Genomic DNA, 19,309 nt, shown 5'->3' with positions numbered 1-19,309 from the left:
GCAGATCAGTGACGACGCAGCACGAGCAAGCACCCCAGAACCTGGTCATCGGGGAGTCTGACAGGGAGACGGCCATGCTCCTGTCCCGGTTTCGCCGCTCCAACCCCGGGGCGCGGGCGGTCGCGGTGTTCAGTGAACCGGCTGTGGCTGAAGTGTTCCGGAGCGATCTGGTGGATTCCGTTGCATGGCTCCCGGTGCTGGCGAGGGAGGTGACAGCAGCGTTTCCGCCAAGGCCGCGCGGTGCTGTGGCGCCGCCGCCGGTCGTTGTGGGTGACGATGCCACGGCGCGATACCTCGTCGAGGCCTTGGTGAGGGGTTGGTCCGACCCCGGCCAGCCTTTGGTGGTCAGCTGTGTCGGTGGTGGCCGGGACTGGGTGGACGAGGTTGCAGCTGTCACTTGGCCGCAGGGCCAATTGGAGTGGCGGGGCTGTCCCTCGCGAGCGGTCCCGGTGGTCGAGGTGGTGCGCCAGTTGGTGGCGGACTGGCCGCGGCCCGAGGAACGGCGGGGCTCAAGCACGGGCCCGACGGTTCTGGTGGCGCTGGCGGACCCGATCGTGGGCCTCAGCCTCGCCCATGCCGTGGCCGTCGCCTTTCCCGAGGCCCGGGTGGCCGCAGTGCTGGAGGACGGTGAGTTCCTTCCGACGGTGGCGGGTGTGACCTCTTTCAGGATGGGGTCTGTTCGTCGACGGGCAAGGTCCAGCTGGTTTCAGCCGGAGGCACTGTTGGCTGAACAGTTGCTGCAGGACACAGCGTGGGTGTGCGCCACCGAATCGGCCGTGACTCGCCCGGAGCCGCCGATCCTGCTCACGCCGGAACTGCTGGAGTCCGGTGATCCGGTCCCCCTGACCCACCAGAGCGCCGAGTTGCGGGATCAGATCGAAATCCTGACGGGCGCAATCACAAGGATCCTGTCAGCCGGGGACATCCTCCTGGATCGGCATTGGGAGCCAGCCCGTCCGATCATCCCTACTCCAGGGGAGCTCAGGGCCATGGCCGCCGAGATCCTTGGTTTGCTGGGCCTGCCGTGCGACCCTGCCAACGAGTTCACTGCCGTCGAGCTCGCCTCCCGGCTGCCGGCGTTGGCGGCTCGATCCGGGTGGACGTGCCGACGGCCGGATGACTACGAGGAAGTGCTGCCGTTCGAGACGGTGGAGGCCCTGGCCCCGCTGGTCCACCTGGCCTACAACACGGTCAGTACCGACACCGGCAACGCCACGGACTCCGATCTGGCCAACGAGATTTGGGACCACCTGAGCGAGTTCAACAGGGCCGGAAACCGCGCTGTGCTGATCGGGGCCGCCGTCGTCCACGCCGCGATGGGGTGGGGCTGGCAGCGTTCCGACGGCGCCGCGACAGCTGTGAGGCCGACCCCCGAGCAGGTTGAGAGACTTGCACAGCTCGAGCACCGCCGCTGGGCCATCAACCAGCGCCGAAACGGAGCCCAGGATCACAGGTGGATGCTGCCATGGGACGGCCCCGAGGGGAGCAGGGTGAGCGACGGCGCGAAGGTGTATGACCGCCACATTGCCAGTGAGGTAATCAAGATCCTCGCCTTCGCGGGGGTTTCAATAGGCGACGAGGACTGATCCGGGGAGCGCCGATCTGATGAGAGGGCTCTTGTCCTGCTGGGGTCGGAACGGGATCAGCAGTTGGGATCGTGGTAGATGGCGCAGAGGTTCTCCGTGAGGGCATCGGTACCGATGGGGATGTCGAGGAAGGTCGTAGCGGACCCGAGACCAACAGCCTCTGTCTGTAGCCCAACTGAGACGAAGTCGCCCCATTTTGCTATGAACAATCCAAGGACCTCGACTCCCGTGACACCGCGTCCCAACTCGAAACCCGTGGCTGCGTCTACCAGGATGAACTCCCCGGCGGGGTTCATGATGACGAGAAGCCCCTTGTCGGTGAGAAACTGCACCATGAGACCACTACCGAGCCCGGCATCCAGAATGCGCGATTCAGTGACCTTGTCACCGCCGGTCCGACTGATGGTTACGGTCGGTTGGTCATGAACCGCGGTGACGAACCAGTTGCCATCCTCCGACCATGAGTACCGTTCGAAGTTCTCCTGTGCGACGGTGGTGACACGGGGGTTATCCTGTCCGACCCAAGTCACCAGCCTGAGACTGGAGTCCGTACGGTCCTGCACCACGACTCGCCCGCCAGATGTAGTGATCTCGTACTCGCTCAAGGATTCAGGATCCAACCCAACCCAACTTTCCCCGGTGAAGCAGTTCACGTAGTCATGATCCTGCGAGTTGCGCATCACAAGAACAGGTTCAGTAGCCAGAGATCTATCGGTCGCGAAGCCTGGCGGCGGTACGAACCGGGGTGTGTGGAACTGGTCGGGGTCTGTGCAGTGCATGAGAGATTCGGACCCCAATGGGGTGAGGATCTCAGGAATGATAGTTCCGTCCTCGTCGCTGAGCACCACGGCGTGGCCATTCGGCGCAACTGCCGCGATCGTCTGTCCGGACTTGAGTTCGACTTCTGCAATCGGATGCCCACCCTGCAGAAACAGCGCCCGATCCGAGAAACTAAGGACCCCATTCGAGTCGGAGTTGAGGGTGGCCGCGCCTCCACGTGAGTCCGCACGTACCCTCCACGGTGCATCGAGCTCGGCATGTGAGTAGATCTCGAGGGGAGCTTCCCCGTTGAACGACACCGAGTGATCAGAGCCAAGCAGCAGGTCCCCGAAATCCGTGACTGACTTGAGCACTGTCTCATCGCCCCGCCTGTCACGGATGGAGAATGACGGCGACGAGGTCACCAGACGACACTCAGCATCGAATTCGTTCCACGTGTCATCCTCCAGCACCTCGTATGAGCCGTCCTCGACGACAAGGATGGGGCCGCTATTTCCGGTTGTGCGGAGAAGGACATTGGTTTCGCACGACGCAAGGATTGGGTCAGCGCCCATTACGTCAGGATTGCCTAGTGAGATTCCGATAGGATGAATCACCCATCCAGACTCCATGGTGAGCCATCCGTCACCGAGCGGGAACTGCGGAGTGAAATCAAGAACGAAGGCCGAAGAACCGAATACAGCCACGTACTTGGAGAACTCTTTGGAATAATCCGACGAAACTCTCACCAGCGTTGGACTGTACTGACGCCACGTCCCATCGCCGCCGCGGGCGTTTCCCACCCGACCCGATGCATTCTGGAGTTCATCCGTGACCTCGCTGTTCTCATCCAAGGTCACGAACCCCGCGATACGCCCGTTAACGTGCTGGGCCGCCACGGCATGTACCGACCCTGCAGTGGGGACGGGCTCTACCTCGTAGCTGTGCCCGTTACGCCGCAGGATGTACCAACTTGTCTTGTCATCGGTGGAGCTGATGAGGAAGGAGCCCTCGGAGTCGGTGTCAATAACCCTCAGGGAGAAGAAGTCCACCGACAGGCCATCGAGCGGGGAAAGTCCTGGCTCCCCCCTGGTCGAGATCGTGTAGGCGCTGTCCCAGGTGGTCACCAGAACTCGGTCGCCGTCGCCACCCGGGTGGAGGTTCCAAGCTTCCAGATACTCGTCTGATTCGCCGATTAGCCGTGCTCCACCGCTTGCAGTGACGTGATGAATGGCGTATCCGGTGGTTCCGCTGCGCGAGGCCATCAGAACCCCGTCATGTACCCGTTCCATCCGGCAGCCACCGAGCACCCCTTCGGGGAACTCAGGGTCAAATCCGAGATCAGCTTGGACGAGCTCCCTGAGCTCAACAGTCGTGCCCAGCACTTGTGCGATCCATGACCCGGTCGCGGGGGAGCACAACAAAAGGGTGGAGCTATCCACGAGCATGACGTCGTCGGTGTATCGTTCAAGGTCAGCCGTTGCAGTGACCTCACCGCTAATCGTGTCGTACACAGTCAACAGCGGTTCCTCGCCAGGACGGCTGATGGTTACAAACGTCGAGTCGTCAGGCGCCATGGCCTTCGCGACTAGTTGGCCTTCCGGGGCTGGCACAGTGTGCAGAATGTGCCCTGATTGCGAACCGACGGCCAGAAGGGCCGATTGAACCGAAGCGGAGTCCGATAGTTCAGCGGCGGAGAGAGCGAGGCTCGCAGCTCGGACGGGAGACTTCGGTGCTGCCATCACGGCTTGAGCGGCTAGCGCCTCCGCCTGCGCCTCCGCTGCAGCGGTCTGGGCGGTGTTGCGGCTTGCGAGGGCCCACCAGCCTAGGCCCACCGATGCAACAAGGAGGACTGCCATGACCGCAGCGATGCCGACAGTGATGGCCTTGCGGCGACGCTCCAGTGCCGCCTCGTCCAGCAGGAGTGATTCCAGGGGGGTGTCGATGATTGCGGCATAAAGCCGAGCTTGGTCACCACGGGCCGTTGCGCTCTTGCCGTCGGTCAGGTTCAACCATTTCTGTTCAGACTTGAAGAGCGTGCGTAGGGTGGGGGGAAGTGCTTCTGGGGATTGCCAACCATCACCTCGCCAATCAAGATTGACGTCGTCGGTCCGGGCCAGGAACAGTCGGTCCACTGCTCCCCCGTGGGCAAGCCAGTACTCGATCTCCATGTCCACCCAAGTGGACTCAGTGACGTCCTTGGACAGGAGCACTACCATGCAGCGACTGCGATCGAGCGCGGTTTGGATCTCTGCCGACAGGTTTCCTACCAGAAGTGATGCCTCATCCAGGAACACGCGGAACTGTCGTTCAGGATGATGGGCCTTTGCCAGCCTGTCCATCCCATTCTTCAATGCGCGTGCCACGTGCTTCTTTGTCGAGCGATACGAGATGAACGCGTCGTAGTTCAAGTCAGCCATCGCAACCTCCCTCTCTGGGCAGCCTGATACCCGACGCGGGCAGTGGCTTGCCATCAAGCCAAAAGGTGCCGGAAATTGGGTCCCGCAAAACTTTTGCCTCACAATTCCGCCCCAGGGATCCGATTGGAACCGGACCTGGGTCAGGGTCGGCCTCAAGAACCGTGGTGGGGCCCGGGACGATGCGGAGACCGGTTACAGAGATCTCGTCCGGGCTACAGCCCCCCGCGCCGGTGATCGGCTGCAGTTGGACCCAGGCAACCAAGTCAGTTTCGTCCATGGAAAGCTGAGAGACTGAGGTGGAGAATTGGTTCGGGTCCGGGAGTTGTTTCACGGGCTGGACCAGCATCTTGTCTGATCTGAACTCCACCACACTTAGGCCCGCCTCGAAAAGGCAAACCCCTCCAGATGAGTGGCTTGCCACGGCAAGCCGGTACCCGCTTGGATCCTGCAAGAGCTCGATCGGAACTCCTTTCAACTGCACCTCATTCAGGATGGAACCGTCGGTTCCGTGCAGCGCCAATGTCGAGGGACCACCCCGGTACGATGCATCGCGGGACAGGTAATTCACAACGATCCTTCCCCAGGGGTCCACACCGATGACCTCAGGCTCTGCTGCGTCGGTGATTCCCTGAATGGGGACCCGGCGTGACGACAGCCGCGCTGGCACTCTGGAAACCTCAGTCAGTTCATCCCCGAACATGACCAGTTCGAATCCCGACATGACCGGCTGAGATGTCACGACTCCGTCAGAGGTTGTGACCAAGCCCAAGCAGGCGACGCAATTCGCCCCGGCCCAGGCGCCTGTTCGCTCTACCGCGATGAGCCGACCTTCCGCGAGGATGACCGCTGACCCGTCAGCCCGCCAAGCCACCTCGGAGGCTCCGTCGACACCTTTCCCCTCCACTTCCACCGGGGTGACCGAACCGTCGGCGAAAAGCCGTGCGAGCCCGTCGTCCATACTTGCGAGACCAAAGTCGGCACGCTGCGGCCCGGTCTCTTCATGGCATCCTGCTGTGAGGACCATTGAGAGTGCTAAGAAACCGCTGATCAGCCATCGAGCCCGAATACTGCTGAGACACTTTCCGCTGACAGTCGGTACGGCAGTCGATGCCATCTGTCTCCCTTCAGTTGTGCATGGCGGACGAGGATGACGCATGCGATCCAGCCCCTACTCCACCTCGAGAACCGAAGCCTGGGACACGGGCCCGGGTGGAATGCCACCGGCTCGCATCTCGGCACGCTTGGCCAGCCAGTCCTGTATGAAACTGCTGTTCGCGCCGGTTGGGCGCGGTGTACTGGATGGACGTGCGGCCGAGCTGAGGAATGCGTTGATCCTCGCGGCGTCGTAGATGGGATGTGTCTGGTATGGCTCCCGCAGCCGCCTTCGTGAGAACGAGTCCATGTCAAGGGCGACCTGCTGGCTCACCTTGCTGTCCCGGATGCCAAGTGCCGCGATGACGTCATGGTGGTCCACCCGGAGGCTGAACGGCTCGGTGCGGGTGCCGTCGCGGGACAGGGTGGCCGCACCCGTCAGGCTGGGCAGGCGCACCAGTTCCTCGACGGGCCAGCCGTCCAGGCGCAGCGAGGCCCGCTGGGCGTCCTTGAGGCCGGTGCCCAACGAGATGAAGCTGCCAGCGTTGGACTCCAGGGAGTCCTGCAGGTCCTCCCGGAGTTGGCTGAGGTGCTGGGTGGCCACCACCACGCCGATCCCGAACTTGCGTCCCTCCGCCAGGAGCTTGGGGAGGGACCCGTACTGGAACAGGTGCGCCTCATCCACGATGATCACGTGCGGGCGATCCGTCCTGCGGCGCCCCATTGCCATCTGGTGTTTCAGCAGCCACAGTGCCCCCAGCAGCCGGGAGGACTGGGTGCCAAGCGTTGGTGTGGCGAGGTCGACGAGCAAGGACCGGCCATCGTCCATCAGTTCTGTAACGTCGACGGCGTCGTACCCGGTGCCGAGGATGGCGCGCATGTAGCGGCTCTGGATCACGGGATTGAGCTTCGAGACGCACCAGGCCTGCATGTCGCCCGCTTCCTGGCTGCGGTTGTTGACGATCTCCGTCATGAGCGTCTGGTGCAGCATGCGGTCCAGCGGGCGGACGGCCTCCGCGAGATTCTTGACCAGGGCGACGTCGGAACCAATCTCGGTGACCGCCACCAGGGAGGCGGCATCTCCCATGACAGCACGCGTCGCCTGGGCGAGCAGGCTGAACCACCGCCTCCAGCGAGGGCCGACGATCCCCGTGTTCCCGCGGTCGTACATGTTCTGCACCATCTCGGCGAAGTCGTCGACCACCACCTCTGTTTCCTCGACGGTCCCGGTCAGGATGTCCAGCGGGATGTGCTCCGCGTCCTGGTGGCGGACCAGGAAGTTGCTGCCGGCGTCGGCCGGGAGTTCGCGCAGGATCAGGTCGATGGTGGTGCCGTGCGGGTCCAGGAAGGTGCAGCCGTAGCCCTTGGCGATGAGTTCATGCACCAGCGCAGCGATGAGTGTGGACTTTCCGGAACCGGACTGGCCCTCCACGTAGAGGTGGCGCCGCAGGTCCTGGACATCCACGGCAACGTCAACCTCGTCGTCGGTCACCGTCACTGCCTTGCCCAGCCGGATCGGGGTGGGCGGGGCAGGGGGCACCGGGTCCAGGGGCCTCAGTTTGGTCTTCGGATGGCGCGTTCGCATTCCCGGGAACGGGCGGTTGCCGGTGGCCGGCAACCGAAGCAGACTGAGTGCCACCCCTTCGGGCTCGGTCCTTCCGTAGAGGCTGTCCACCTCGCCGTCCCAGGCTGACGGGGCTTCGTCGGGTGGCACGGGGGCCACCGTCAGGCCGACGGCCCAGCGGCGTGCCAGCGCTCTGGCGCGGGCCGGAACGTCCCCGGTGGTGGACGCCAGAAGCGCACGGAGGCGGATGGGTGTGCCCAGGTAGGGGAAGAGTTCACCGTCGTCGCCGGTCCACGTCCGCAGCATGGTGGTGGCGAGCATGTCGGTCTCGGCTGCTGTCGCGGCCGACAACCGGAACCGGATCATAAGTTCGGGATGCCTGGCCAACAACTCGGCGGTGCTGTGAAGGCTGTCGTTCATCGACATGGGCCAGGGGGTGCGCAGTCGTGTCAGCTGTCTGCGGAGGAAGGGGTCAACCCTGTCCGGGCCCAGTGGGTCGTCATCGTCGTCGGTCGAAGGTGGGACCATGAAACCGGAGATCGATGGCTTGACCGCACGGGTGGGGCGGACCTCCACCACAGATCCCCAGTCGGGGGAGTCACCGGGTGGGACCTCTGCGCGTGTGGGTCCGACCGCGGCGGAGTGCTCCAACGCCCACGCCAGGTCCGAATCCCACCCCGGCTGCTCGCCGCCGTACTTGGCGAACAACAGCACCCGGTGGTTGTCGTGGCTGGCGAACGTGACGTCCAGCCCCACGTCGGGGGACCATTCGGCCACCGCATGGACCAGTCGTCGCACCGAGAGCATCGCAGTCATGCCTGCGTCAGGGCTCCGGAGCAGTTCGGTGATCTCTATCGACTCGGTTCCCATCCACATCACTCCCACGCAGCAGTCGGCCTGTACTCACATGACGGACGGGTTACTGCTTACCGGGCTTTGGCTGCAGCCCGGATCTCGGAGGCCAGTTGATCCATCACGGACTTGACCACGTCTTTGTGGTCAGGCCGGGTGATGGCCAACCACTTTCCAGTCGCCCATTCGCGAACCTCCTGGTCCAGGTCAAGGCCCGGGATGCCGTCTGTCCTGCGGACCGATGCCGCAAGTTCCCCGGTGAGTCCCGTTTTGCTGGCCCATGCCTTGATGGTGGGTGGGTCACCTTGGGTGATCAAGTCGAACTCATCGAGCTGTTCGTCGGTCATTCCTTCGGACAGGTCATTGCCCACCCGAAGTTCCAGTTGGTCGGCGACCAGGCCAAGCAGTTCGTGCGCCTCTTCCGGTGTGAGGTCAACAAGCCCAAGTTCAGCCAGCCACACGGGTGTCATCTCCGTTGTCATACGTCCTCCTGGAGTGCTTGCGTTTCGGGCCCACCCCGTGTGTTCTGTGTCACCACTGCCCGTCGACCGAGAGCAGGAACCATGTACTTCCGCTTGAGTACTGGATGTTGCCCTCGGCGTTCAGGGCCAGGGACTGGATGTTCGGGAGGGTGTTGCGCCTCAGGGTTGTCCCGGGACCGAAGATCGATACCCTGTCCACCCCTTCGGATACGAGGTAGTCGATCCCGGACGCGGCCAACGGGAGCGTCTTGCGGTGGAAGATCTGCCCCTCAGGGTTGGCCGCGTTCACGAAACGGCTCTCCGCCGGCACCGCCAGATACAGGATGTCGTCACCGATCAGGTGGGCGTCGATCGCACCGGGTGGAACGTCATGGCTTGTGATCTCTTCCCCCTCGACTTGCAGCAGTTGCCCGTCCAGCGGACACGTGACCCAGATGACCGAGCGCTGGGCCGCGGCTCCCCGCGGCCTGCACGGCAACTCGAGGGTGTTCCGTAGTGCGCCATCGGCCCGGCCGAAGATCTGCAGTTCTGCTGCCTGGGAGTGCGGCACGATGATGGTGTCCCCGGACACCACCAGCTCGGTTGTCCTGGCGGGCAGCGGAACCTGCCAGATCCTTTCCTCCGATGTGAGGCTGACGGCTGTCAGGGTGATGTCGTCACTTCCCAGACCGAGGTTGACGTAGTACACGGCGTCGTCTGTCAGCGTGGCGACGGCGATGCCATCCTCGGACTGGTCCAGCCCCAGGACACTCCCGGTATCGAAGTCGCCGCGCACGATTGCGTTGCTGTTGACCACGCCGTATGCGGTGGAGCCGCTGCCTCCGAGGGACTGCGTCACGGTGTACCCGCTGGAGAGGGAGATGGCTTTCGTCATGGTCTCCTCCGAGCCGATGGGGTCACCGTTCAGGAGCGGGAGTGCGAAGGGGATGGCAATGGCGCTCACCAGTGCGTTCGCCATCCAAACCTTTGGCAGTGAACGACGTGCAGCATCCCAGATGGTGTCAGGGGGAGCCGAGGCCAACCCCATGTCGCGGTACGCGGGCAGTGCCGGGGGCTGCTCAAGGTGACTGGCTGGCGGTGTGGCGGGGGTATCCAGTGCCTCCACGCAGCGCTGCAGCGCCAGATCGTAGCTCAGGTCATCAGTCCTGCCCGACGTGACCACCATGGGTCGCACCCAACCGAGCGGCCAGCACAGGGCGAGCACCCGGTCTCCGGTTGACTCCGGCAGGACGGTTTCCCGCGGCAGGCCGTAGGAGTCCGCGAACAACGCCAGCCGGAGGACTTGCTCCGAGGGCCTCACCGGTGGCACCAGAAAGATGGTTTTGTGAAGGTTTCCCGAGCTGGCAACGAGGTTCATCTCCCAGCTCAAGCCTGCAGTCTTGCCGATGGTCATGCAGATCAGGGCAGAACTCTGGGCATGGCCGGCAACGCCGGCTTGCCAGGTGTCGTTGGAGTACGTCACCCGCTGTCCGCCAAGACCTGGCGGCAGGACCTCTCCGGGGCGCCCCACCGCAAGCGGGGAGCCGTAGCGGGCGAGGTTCACGGTGATGAGTTCTTCGAATCGCTCCCTGCGCTTCATCACGATGGAGTCGAGGAACCCGACACGGTCGCTGCGCCGTACCCGCAACTTCAGGCGGTCATCGCCGAAGGTGCGCAGGAACAGTACAGGACGTCCCGAACCGATGGTCTTGTTGCGCATCATCGCCATCGCCAACCGCCTGCCCAGGGCGGTGGGGAGTAGTGCCCAGGTGAGCAACAACACGGCGCCCATCAGCGACACGATGGCGAAGCCACGAATCTGCCACGTGGCTACGTCGGCGGTACCGCTGAACCCGGAGAATGTGAAGCCCAGTGTCACAAGGGCAAGTGCACTCGCGATGATCCCCAAAGTGCCCAGCGTTCCCAGGAGTGCCGGTATTCGCGCTGGGCCGCGGATGAGCTTCACCCGCCTAAGCGGTGAGAGGCGGGTCAGCACGGCGCGTTCGACAGCGACGCCGACGATGTACGCCACCACAAGCGTCACCATTGTCGCCAACGTGCCGCTGAGCAGGGAAACTGAGCAAGTGAGTCGGTGTGCCCACAGGATCAGGGCGATGCGCCACAGGGCCAGTGCTGTGATGGTGGAGGACACGTGGCGACGCGTTGGTCCCAGATCCACACGTTCGGGGTCCGGTGCCTGGCGCAGCAGCCCGGACGCCAGCCCCTGCCAGCGGCGACGGTCGAGGAGAGAGGCCAGCACGGTGATGGCCGTGAGAGCCAGCAAACCCACGAATTCGGCCCGAATGATGACAGTTCTGGAGCGCGTCAGCGAGGTCACGTGGGGCAGGTCGGCCAGCGGGGCCAGTTGAGGTGCCACGTGGTCCACGAACTGCTCGACGGTGTTGCGGCTGCGGTCTGCGTGGTCCTCTCCCACCGCGGAGACCCTGATGGCGAGGTGTTGCCTCCCAACCGAGATGAGGGCGCACGCCTCACTGAACGCCCCACCGCTGTACCGATAGCCGGCGGTGGTGGCCCCGGCCACGTTGAACGGTACCTCTGGTTCACAGACTGCTCGGCGTGGAGTGAGGGCCGCGGTCCGCATCACATCTGCCACGATGACCACTTCGCCCAGGCCGTCGAAATCCTGCCAGCGTCGCTCCCAGGCCTGGTCCACCGTCGCTTCCCGTACGTCCTGGGCCATCACCGTGTCCAGGTCGAACAGCCTGTTGTCCGGGTAGGAATCCATCACAAGGATCAGGTCGCGGCCGAACGGTTCTGCGATAAGATCCGCGTCAGGGAATAGCTCGGCCACGGCGGGTGCTGTGTTCGGTGGGTTCAGATCAGTGGCGGGTGCGATCTCGTCCCAGGCAGGATGCCCGACGATCGCGGCGACGATCACAGCCACCCCGGTCATCAGCGCCGCGAACAAGCCGACCGGTCTGCGGGGTCCGTCCAGCCTCATTTGATCCTGCATACGTGATTCCGCTCAGCTTCGAGCCCGCAACGCCTGTCCTGCGCGAAACCGAGGTTCAGACCCAGATGCTCCATCTCTCCTCTTCCGTGTTCGCCCCAATTGACCGTCGAGGCACTCACTTGTAGGGGTTTGACGGACACGGGGACCGAAATCTCCGTTTCGCCTGCCCACCTCCCCGGGAACCGCCTGTGTGTGCTCGAAGTGCTCCACGATGTCCCCGGTGAAGCTGACGATGTGATCCTAGAATGGTTCGCCCAGGTAGCACTTGGCGAACAGACCGATGGGGGGGTTCCCGCCGGGCCCCAGGGTCGCTGTCCGTCATGCCGGTGCATATGGCGGAACACTGGGTTCCGCCATGACGGGAGGAACTGGAATGAAGTGCACCAAGTGCCATCGCCCCCTGCATGACTGTCAGGCCTGCAATGGTGGCCGTGCGTCGGGAATGTTCGGGAAGCTGACCTGCAGCAAGTGCAACACCACCGGTGTTGTGTGCAGTGAACACGGCGGTCACTGGAAGTAGGCGGCTGAGGCGCTCGTCTCCATTAGGGAGGTCTCGATGACCCAAGATCCGAAGGCCGCCCCGCCCGGCCGACGGCCGAGAAGTGGCCCGTGGGGGTGGGTGTTGCTGATCGCCGTGGTGCTGCTCACTGCTGGGGCCTTCATTGGTGGCGCGGTTGTGGGCTGGAGGGTCCACGACGGTGAAGCCATGGCCCAGTCACACCCGCACCCCAGCGTCGTAACCGTGACGGCGGATCCGGTCGAGACCGCCCCTGTCGGCATGCCTGATGTCCGAGGGCTCTCGGAGGAGACGGCTCGGCAGGTGATTGCCGATGCTGCCCTGGGCTCGTCGGAGATCACCATATCCAGCACCCAATGGGCCGGTCCCGAGGGGCTGGTCGTCACTCAGAGCCCAGTCTTCGGCGTGGCGGAGCCAGCGGAGATCGACCTCGTTCTGTCGGTACCGGCGGAGGTGCCGGAAGCGGTGGGACGCAGGGCAGCCGACATCTCGAGGGAAGTCTCGAACCTCGGTGCACAAGTGACCATCGTGGAGGCCTATCAGCCGGGTGCCGAGGCCGGAACAGTGTTGGGGATCGAACCGGCTGCGGGTAACCCGTTGCCAGCGATGGTCACAGTCACGCAGGCCAGCCCGGCATCGTCGGTGTACCTTCGCGAAGTGGAGGCACTGCAGAGCGACTGCCGCGCTGAGAGCGTCCGGCTCGACGGACCCACCTACGACTTCGGGATGTCCTGCTCGGTGCGGGAAACGAGCGAGTCGGTGTGGCTCCTCGCTCGGGTCGTCGACAGCATCGAAGGAGCGGTAGGGATCCCTGACACCGCGGATCCCACAACCACCGCACGAGTGGAGATCATCGTCGACGGCACGGTCGCATTGGACACCACCGTCGCCTATGGACAGCCTGCGACACAGGTCGACATAGACGCGACAGGGGCCCTGCGGTTGGTCATCAGGATCACCAACACGAACGCCGAACTGAACAGCACCGTGGTGGCTCTTGCGGACACGCAGATCGTCGGAGAGGCGAGCGCCGTGGAAGGGCTGACCAAGGAATGAGCACTCGCACGCGCCGCGGCGTCGTCGGGTCACTGGTGACCATCCTCCTGGGGGCGGTCCTGGCGGCTTCCCCGATGCCGTGGGCAGCCCTTGCGGAGAGCCCCACTCCGGTTGACTACGGCCCCCTCGCAGTGGTGCTCGATCTGTCCGGTTCCATGAACGACGACGACGGGACCGGAACCATCAAGCTGGATGGTGCCAAGGAGGCGCTGGTGAGCGTCGTGCGCACGCAGGCCGCCCGCGGAGACCAGATCCGCCTGTGGACCTACCCGGGGCCGGAGGACGACTGCGCGCCGGGCTCGTGGGTTTCCAGGGCTGGGGAGGCCCCCACGACACTGGTTGCACGGATCAACTCACTCACGGCCATCGGGGGAACACCCACCGGTCCTGCGCTGCGCGAGGTCGCGGACGACCTGAAGTCCGCAGGCCATGACCGCGCCGTCCTGCTCCTGGTCTCCGACGGCCTCTCCAACTGCGGCACGCCACCATGCGAAGTCGCCCAGGACTTGGTCAACGAAGGGTTCCAGCTGACGGTGCAGGCGATGGGATTCCAGGTGGATACGGCAGGCCGTCGGGAACTGGAGTGCATCGCCAATGCAACAGACGGCAGCTACTACGACGCGGAGGACGCGGACGACCTCATCGAGAAGATCGAGGAGTACGGGGTGCCGCGACTGGAGTTGGATGTGGACGCCCCGGGGCATGTGGCATCGGGTGACGTTGTCGACGTGACGGTCACCGTCGCCAACAACTCCGTCCAGCCGATCCAGGGCGTGACGCTGAGCATGCGTCCGCAGGCGGGGGACGCCACCACCATCTTCCCCGCCGTCATCCCGCCGGTGGTCCCGCTCGGCAACCTGCCTCCCGAAACAGCCAGGGAATACCGTTGGCAACTTCCGATCGGCTCGATCGAGGTTGGTGGAACGGTGAAGCTGACGGCCACGGCTTCGTCGACGGGCTTCGTCACGCCCGCGTCGCAGGATGTCCTGATAACCGCGCTGGGCCCGGATTTCGACGTCCGCACCCCGACCTGGCTCTCCGAGGTAGTCGCGTCGGGCAGCCAGCACCGGATCCTGATCTTCGGAGACTCATACTCCTCCGGGGAGGGAGCTGGCAAATACTACCCCGAGACGATGTCCGAATCCAACAACTGTCACAAGACCAGGCTGACCTATCTGGCGTACACGACCCTGAACACGGGCATCGTGGCCTGTTCCGGGGCCATGACGTACAACCTGACCGAGACAGGCCAGTACGACCAGCCGCCACAGGTCCACAACCCCCTGGTCGCGAATACGGACGACCCTGTCGAGGTTGCCTTCATGACCATGGGCGGCAACAACGTCCAGTTCGCGGACATCCTCACACAGTGCCTGGTGGGATCCGATCACGTGTTCAATTCAGTGCCAGCCTGTGACGACGGCTGGGGTCACGTGTTCAGCAACGTAGCGATGCTGCAGTACTCCCTCCGTGACGCCTACGAGGACGTCTACACCGCCATCAACACACCCGAGCTGCTGAACGCGAGGGACACTCGGGTGGCGCCTCTCGTGATCCTCCCATACCCGAACCTGGTGCCGGCACGGGCCACGGGGAAGTGTGGTCTGGATCCTGACGAACTGCGGTTCGCGCAGGCGCTGGTGAACAGCCTCAACTCCGCCATCGAGAACGCCGTCAACTACCTGCGGGCGGACGGGATGCACGACGGCATCATCTTCGCCAGCCAGGTGCGAACCGCACTAGGCGTTCACGGCATGTGCACGGAGGATCCGCATTTCAACACCCCAACCATTGTGGACTCGGCGCCTGACGTGCTCCTCGACACCTGGGACGCCCCGGAGTGGGGACACCTGGATGCCCGCGGATACATGGATGTGACCCGTGCCATCCAGAACTGGTCCTTCACCCAGGACCTCGATCCCGCGGACATCTTCCCTTCACCAGCGATCCTGGAGGACTACATTGAGCACCTCAACGCGGACCCTGATCTCACCCTGGGGGTGGGGGCCGCGGATTCCGGTCAGGTACGTGCGGGGGATCCGGTCCGTGTGGTGGCTGAGGGGATGCTGCCGGGGAGCCCTGCGGTGGTGGCTATCAACTCGGTGCGTGTGGCCCTGCTGAGTGCTCGCGCCGACGAATCAGGCCGGTTGGACGAGGTGGTGCTGATTCCTGCGGACGTGGAACTAGGGCAACATCGCATCACAGTCTCCGGTTTCGACCCGTCATTCAGCCCGCACGAGGAGACCTTCGACGTGCGCGTAGGAGCGCCGGAGCCTTGGTGGTTCGGGTTGTCTCCCTACGTAGCACTGGGACTTGTTGCCGCTGGGTTGATCGCGCTCCTCGTCTGGTTTGTCGCCCGCAGACGGACGGGGGTGGCTGGATCACAAGCCTCCTGATGAGGGAGTGCGTTGTGTCGTCGGCCGCTCACCAAACTGCTTCGTCCGTCATGGACATGCTGGGCGGAGCCACTGCTGCAATGGACGGTTGGGAGATCAGGATGGCGCGGAACGTCACGGAGTCGGTGTTCGTGGTCTGGGGAGGCAATCAGGCCTTGGCCCGGCTCGTCGGGAATCGTCTGCATGAACAACACTTCAGCGCCGTCGTCGGGGGTGGGCAGCCGTCGGACATGTTCATCGGGTCCCAGATCCTGTCCCAGATCCACCAGTGCACCCGGGCCATTATCTTGGTTGAGGACACCAGCGGTGCGGAACTCGCCACCGGCTACAACCTCAGCGACAACCTGATGTTCGAATGGGGCTACATCACCGGGACCTTCCCGCCCAACAAGGTGCATGTCTTCCTGATCGACATCTCAGCCCGTGACCTCCCCAGCGACCTGGCGGGTTCGTGGGCATCCGAGGTGGTCACGGACGGCATGACGCCGGACGAGGTGGCCGACAGGATCACCAGTACCTTCAAGCAGGACGCCAGCCACAAGGTGGAGATGGACAAGCTCGAGGTCATGCACATGTGGACCAAGGTGTTGCGTTATGTCGAGACCTACAACGACAAGCCCGAATGTTCGGACATCGAGTTGGCCCACTACCTCCTGCACAGCATCGAAACCTGTTACTACTACATGGCTGAGGAGCGTTTCGAGGAACTCCTGGATCTGATGCGCCCGGTCTCGAGCGTCCTCGAGTACGCCGTCGCAGTAGTGAAGGCGAATATCCGCCTGTTCCGTGAAACCGGGGGTCTGCAGCGGGCGCTCCCATTTGATGCCTACATGGAACTCAAGACGTTCTTCGAGCGACCCTATGACGTTGCCTTCCAAGATCTGGAGTTGGATCTGTGGTTCCAGTTCTTCGCTGTCCGTCGATTGGCACTCCTGCAGCGAACAGTGGCCGAGAACCCTGACTTCGGCGAGGAAGACCGACGTGGGTTCTTGCGGGAGACCATTTCACTGACCCAGCAATCGCTTGAACTCCTGGAGGAGATCGTCGGTCAGTTCCCACAGCAGGCCACTTACAGCAGCCTGTACCGCGGGTACCTGCATCGGGACCTGTACCTCCTGCATCTCGCACTGGGGGACGAGGACAGTGCTGCCGAGGCCGAGAACCGCATGGCGGTCCAGCACAAGGAGTCCTTCTACCTCGCCTACAAGTCGCGATACCCACAAGACGCCATCTTGGTTCAGCACCTTGCGCAGGAGTATTACCTGGCGTTGGCTGAGCAGTTGGAATATGTTCAGACGCCCATCGAGAAGATGATGATCCGCAAGACGATCAACGGATTCCTGTCGAAGCTGGAACAGGACACTGGCAGGCAGCACGTGCTGTTGTCCGAACTCAGGTCACGATTGTCTTGACGGACGTAATCTAGGCCAAGCCCAAACGACGTCAATCGTGACTGGGGATTGTTCAGCAGAGTTTCGGATTGATGCTCATCCAGCCGCAGACGGCTGTAACCTGCTCGGCAGGGGACGCCCGGTGCTGATCAGAGTGGATCCACGCCAAGGGCGTGACTTGCCTAGAGTCGATGATTGGGGGTAGAGGACATCGTGGACGCGCACAATTCATCAGATGAGGGCGATGCTTGGGATCGGGGCGTGGGTGGAATCATTGGAGGGGAGCGCACAGATCCCGCTTTGTGGCCGGCACTGTCCTTGGCGGCAGAGATCCTGCTGATCGCCCGAATCGCCGAACGGGTCGAGGCGCGCTTTCCGGATAAGGCACAGCGTCTCCGGACGATCGTCAGCATGCGGGTGGAGCAGGGTGGATCCCGGATTGCGGCGGTGCCTGATCTGTCCGAACGCGTAGATCTCAGTGTGAAACCCTCAGTTCTGCGGCAGTTGGTCCACAAGAGGCTCCCAGAGGTTCTCTGTATGGGGATATTTGTGGGTGAGTCCCATAGCGTGGTGTCACTTCCCGTGAGGCCCTCGACGGCGTTGTTGACGTGAGAGGGGTCATCGTGGGAGACCTGTTGTTCCGCCAAGAACCCTAGGAGTGATCCCACGATGACCAGTACCCAGTCTGCCCTGTCGACTTTGATCGGTGAAGTTCTGGCTGATCCCGACCTTGCGCATTCCGACGTGTTCCGTCGGATGCTGCAGGCCGGGATGCAGGACCTGATCGAGGCCGAAGCGACCGCCCGGATCGGTGCGGGCCGTCACGAACGCAGCCCTGAGCGCACGACCCGCCGAAACGGGTCACGCGGCAAGACCTTGGCGACCCCGGCCGGGGAGATCGAGCTGGCGATCGGCGAAGCTGCGGGAGGGGTCGTTCTTCCCGTCGCTGTTGAATCCACGCCGCCGGGTCGACAAGGCCCTCTACGCGGTGATCTGTCAGGCCTGGATCGACGGGGTCTCCACCCGCAAGGTTGACCACCTCGTCAAGGCGTTGGGCAACGAGACTGGGATCTCCCGCTCGACGGTGTCCAGGATCTGCGCCGACATCGACGAGATGGTCGGTGAGTTCCTGAACCGGCGCTTGGATCACACCTGGTTCCCTTACGTCTACTTGGATGCCACCTATCTCGATGTCCGGATCCGGGGAAGGGTCGTGTCGCAGGCCGTCGTGGTCGCCACCGGCGTGTCGGCCCAAGGACGCCGGGAACTGCTCGGGATGGCTGTCGGGGACGCCGAGACCACAGACTTTTGGACCGAGTTCCTGCGTGGCCTGCGGGAGCGTGGCCTGAAGGTCGCCACCGACTCCGACCCCCTCGGCGTCGCCCTGGTGGTCTCTGATGCCCACGCCGGGATCAAGGCCGCGACCAAGGCGATCCTGCCCGGAGCCGGCTGGCAACGCTGCCGGGTCCATTTCGCCCGCAACATCACCGGTCACCTCGGCTCGGCCCACTCCAAGCCCGTGAACGCGTTGATCTGCACCATCTTCGCTCAAACCACCCCCGAGGCCGTCACAGCCCAGTACCAGCAGGTCACAGACGGTCTCCGCGCCGGGTTCCCCGACATCGCCGCGATGCTCGAGGCCGCCGAGCCGGACCTGACCGCGTTCGCTGGCATGCCGCGGGAGCACTGGCAGAAAGTCTGGTCGAACAACCCCATCGAGCGCCTCAACCGCGAGATCAAACGACGAGCCGACGTCGTCCAGATCTTCCCCAACCGGGACTCCGTCACCAGGCTCGTCGGTGCAGTCCTCCAAGAACAACACGAGGAGTGGCAATACGGCGAACGTCGCTACCTCTCCGAAGTCTCCATGCGCAAACTCATCAAAGTCCTGCACAACACCGACCAACCCCACCCAGAACTACTCTGGACCGCCTAACCCAACCAACCACCAGGAACGACAGTTACACCACCAAGCCGGACTTGACCCTGGTGGAATCACGGCTGCCGCAGGAGCATTTGTTACTGGTACCCCACAAGACGTGGAGGGGCGGGTGATTGCTATCCATGCCACTGCATTGGCCAAGCGTGGTGTCCGTCCTGGCAGTGGGTCCGCCACCGAGGATCGACTGCTTGAATATCAGCGCTGCTGGGGGCCGTTGATCGTGTGTTTGGGGGCCACTGGCTGGCGGTGCTGATTGTCTCGTTGGGGGCCGGTGGTGGCGTGGTTGGGGGCCGCTGGTC

At 63.6% G+C, this 19,309-nt stretch carries 10 protein-coding genes and 1 pseudogene; 6 read left to right on the top strand and 5 right to left on the bottom strand.

Annotated elements, in window-relative coordinates; translation table 11 throughout:
- The first annotated feature begins 449 nt into the window (after positions 1-449).
- Positions 450-1,586 carry a hypothetical protein gene (locus FOJ82_RS13435; protein WP_143939012.1) on the top strand — a complete coding sequence of 379 codons (1,137 nt, stop codon included), beginning with the start codon at positions 450-452 and terminating at the stop codon, positions 1,584-1,586.
- 56 nt (positions 1,587-1,642) lie between these two features.
- Here FOJ82_RS13435 and FOJ82_RS13430 read toward each other — a convergent pair whose 3' ends face one another.
- Genes FOJ82_RS13430 through FOJ82_RS13410 form a run of 5 tightly spaced genes read right to left on the bottom strand, consistent with a single transcriptional unit; the run spans position 1,643 to position 11,696 of the window.
- Entirely contained in the window at positions 1,643-4,765 is a 3,123-nt protein-coding gene (locus tag FOJ82_RS13430) for a toll/interleukin-1 receptor domain-containing protein (protein WP_185975801.1), read from the bottom strand.
- A complete protein-coding gene (locus FOJ82_RS13425; protein ID WP_143939010.1) occupies positions 4,758-5,879 on the bottom strand; it encodes a hypothetical protein in 1,122 nt (373 codons plus the stop codon). Before FOJ82_RS13425 ends, FOJ82_RS13430 begins: the two co-directional genes overlap by 8 nt.
- 54 nt (positions 5,880-5,933) lie before the next feature.
- A complete protein-coding gene (locus FOJ82_RS13420; RefSeq protein WP_185975800.1) occupies positions 5,934-8,291 on the bottom strand; it encodes a type IV secretory system conjugative DNA transfer family protein in 2,358 nt (785 codons plus the stop codon).
- A gap of 56 nt (positions 8,292-8,347) precedes the next feature.
- Positions 8,348-8,755: a DUF5663 domain-containing protein gene (locus FOJ82_RS13415; RefSeq protein ID WP_143939008.1), complete on the bottom strand. Its 408-nt coding sequence runs from the start codon at positions 8,753-8,755 to the stop codon at positions 8,348-8,350.
- A gap of 49 nt (positions 8,756-8,804) precedes the next feature.
- Positions 8,805-11,696 carry a hypothetical protein gene (locus tag FOJ82_RS13410; RefSeq protein WP_143939007.1) on the bottom strand — a complete coding sequence of 964 codons (2,892 nt, stop codon included), beginning with the start codon at positions 11,694-11,696 and terminating at the stop codon, positions 8,805-8,807.
- Between the two features lie 631 nt (positions 11,697-12,327).
- Here FOJ82_RS13410 and FOJ82_RS13405 point away from each other — a divergent pair.
- The 5 genes and pseudogenes from FOJ82_RS13405 to FOJ82_RS13385 all read left to right on the top strand — a co-directional run bounded on the left by FOJ82_RS13405 (position 12,328) and on the right by FOJ82_RS13385 (position 19,004).
- Positions 12,328-13,281 carry an NPCBM/NEW2 domain-containing protein gene (locus FOJ82_RS13405; RefSeq protein ID WP_185975799.1) on the top strand — a complete coding sequence of 318 codons (954 nt, stop codon included), beginning with the start codon at positions 12,328-12,330 and terminating at the stop codon, positions 13,279-13,281.
- Positions 13,278-15,677: a VWA domain-containing protein gene (locus FOJ82_RS13400; RefSeq protein ID WP_143939005.1), complete on the top strand. Its 2,400-nt coding sequence runs from the start codon at positions 13,278-13,280 to the stop codon at positions 15,675-15,677. Before FOJ82_RS13405 ends, FOJ82_RS13400 begins: the two co-directional genes overlap by 4 nt.
- Before the next feature lie 101 nt (positions 15,678-15,778).
- Complete coding sequence (locus tag FOJ82_RS13395; RefSeq protein ID WP_185975798.1) at positions 15,779-17,089, top strand: TIR domain-containing protein; 1,311 nt, start codon at positions 15,779-15,781, stop codon at positions 17,087-17,089.
- Between the two features lie 174 nt (positions 17,090-17,263).
- Positions 17,264-17,680 (top strand): hypothetical protein, encoded by a 417-nt coding sequence (locus tag FOJ82_RS13390; RefSeq protein WP_143939003.1) that lies wholly within the window; start codon positions 17,264-17,266, stop codon positions 17,678-17,680.
- Between the two features lie 57 nt (positions 17,681-17,737).
- Positions 17,738-19,004, top strand: a pseudogene (locus tag FOJ82_RS13385) (IS256 family transposase).
- Positions 19,005-19,309 lie beyond the last annotated feature (305 nt).

The sequence above is a fragment of the Tessaracoccus rhinocerotis genome (genome assembly GCF_007197885.1).
Taxonomy (GTDB): Bacteria; Actinomycetota; Actinomycetes; order Propionibacteriales; family Propionibacteriaceae; genus Arachnia; species Arachnia rhinocerotis.
Note: the sequence above shows the minus strand (reverse complement) of the source record. Positions and strands in the feature narration are given on the sequence as shown.

Bases quoted from the DNA above. Each gene is read 5' to 3' on its own strand.
- FOJ82_RS13415 (WP_143939008.1), bottom strand. From the start codon at position 8,755: ATGACAACGGAGATGACACCCGTGTGGCTGGCTGAACTTGGGCTTGTT.
- FOJ82_RS13420 (WP_185975800.1), bottom strand. From the start codon at position 8,291: ATGGGAACCGAGTCGATAGAGATCACCGAACTGCTCCGGAGCCCTGAC.
- FOJ82_RS13400 (WP_143939005.1), top strand. From the start codon at position 13,278: ATGAGCACTCGCACGCGCCGCGGCGTCGTCGGGTCACTGGTGACCATC.
- FOJ82_RS13395 (WP_185975798.1), top strand. From the start codon at position 15,779: ATGGCGCGGAACGTCACGGAGTCGGTGTTCGTGGTCTGGGGAGGCAAT.
- FOJ82_RS13430 (WP_185975801.1), bottom strand. From the start codon at position 4,765: ATGGCTGACTTGAACTACGACGCGTTCATCTCGTATCGCTCGACAAAG.
- FOJ82_RS13410 (WP_143939007.1), bottom strand. From the start codon at position 11,696: ATGAGGCTGGACGGACCCCGCAGACCGGTCGGCTTGTTCGCGGCGCTG.
- FOJ82_RS13425 (WP_143939010.1), bottom strand. From the start codon at position 5,879: ATGGCATCGACTGCCGTACCGACTGTCAGCGGAAAGTGTCTCAGCAGT.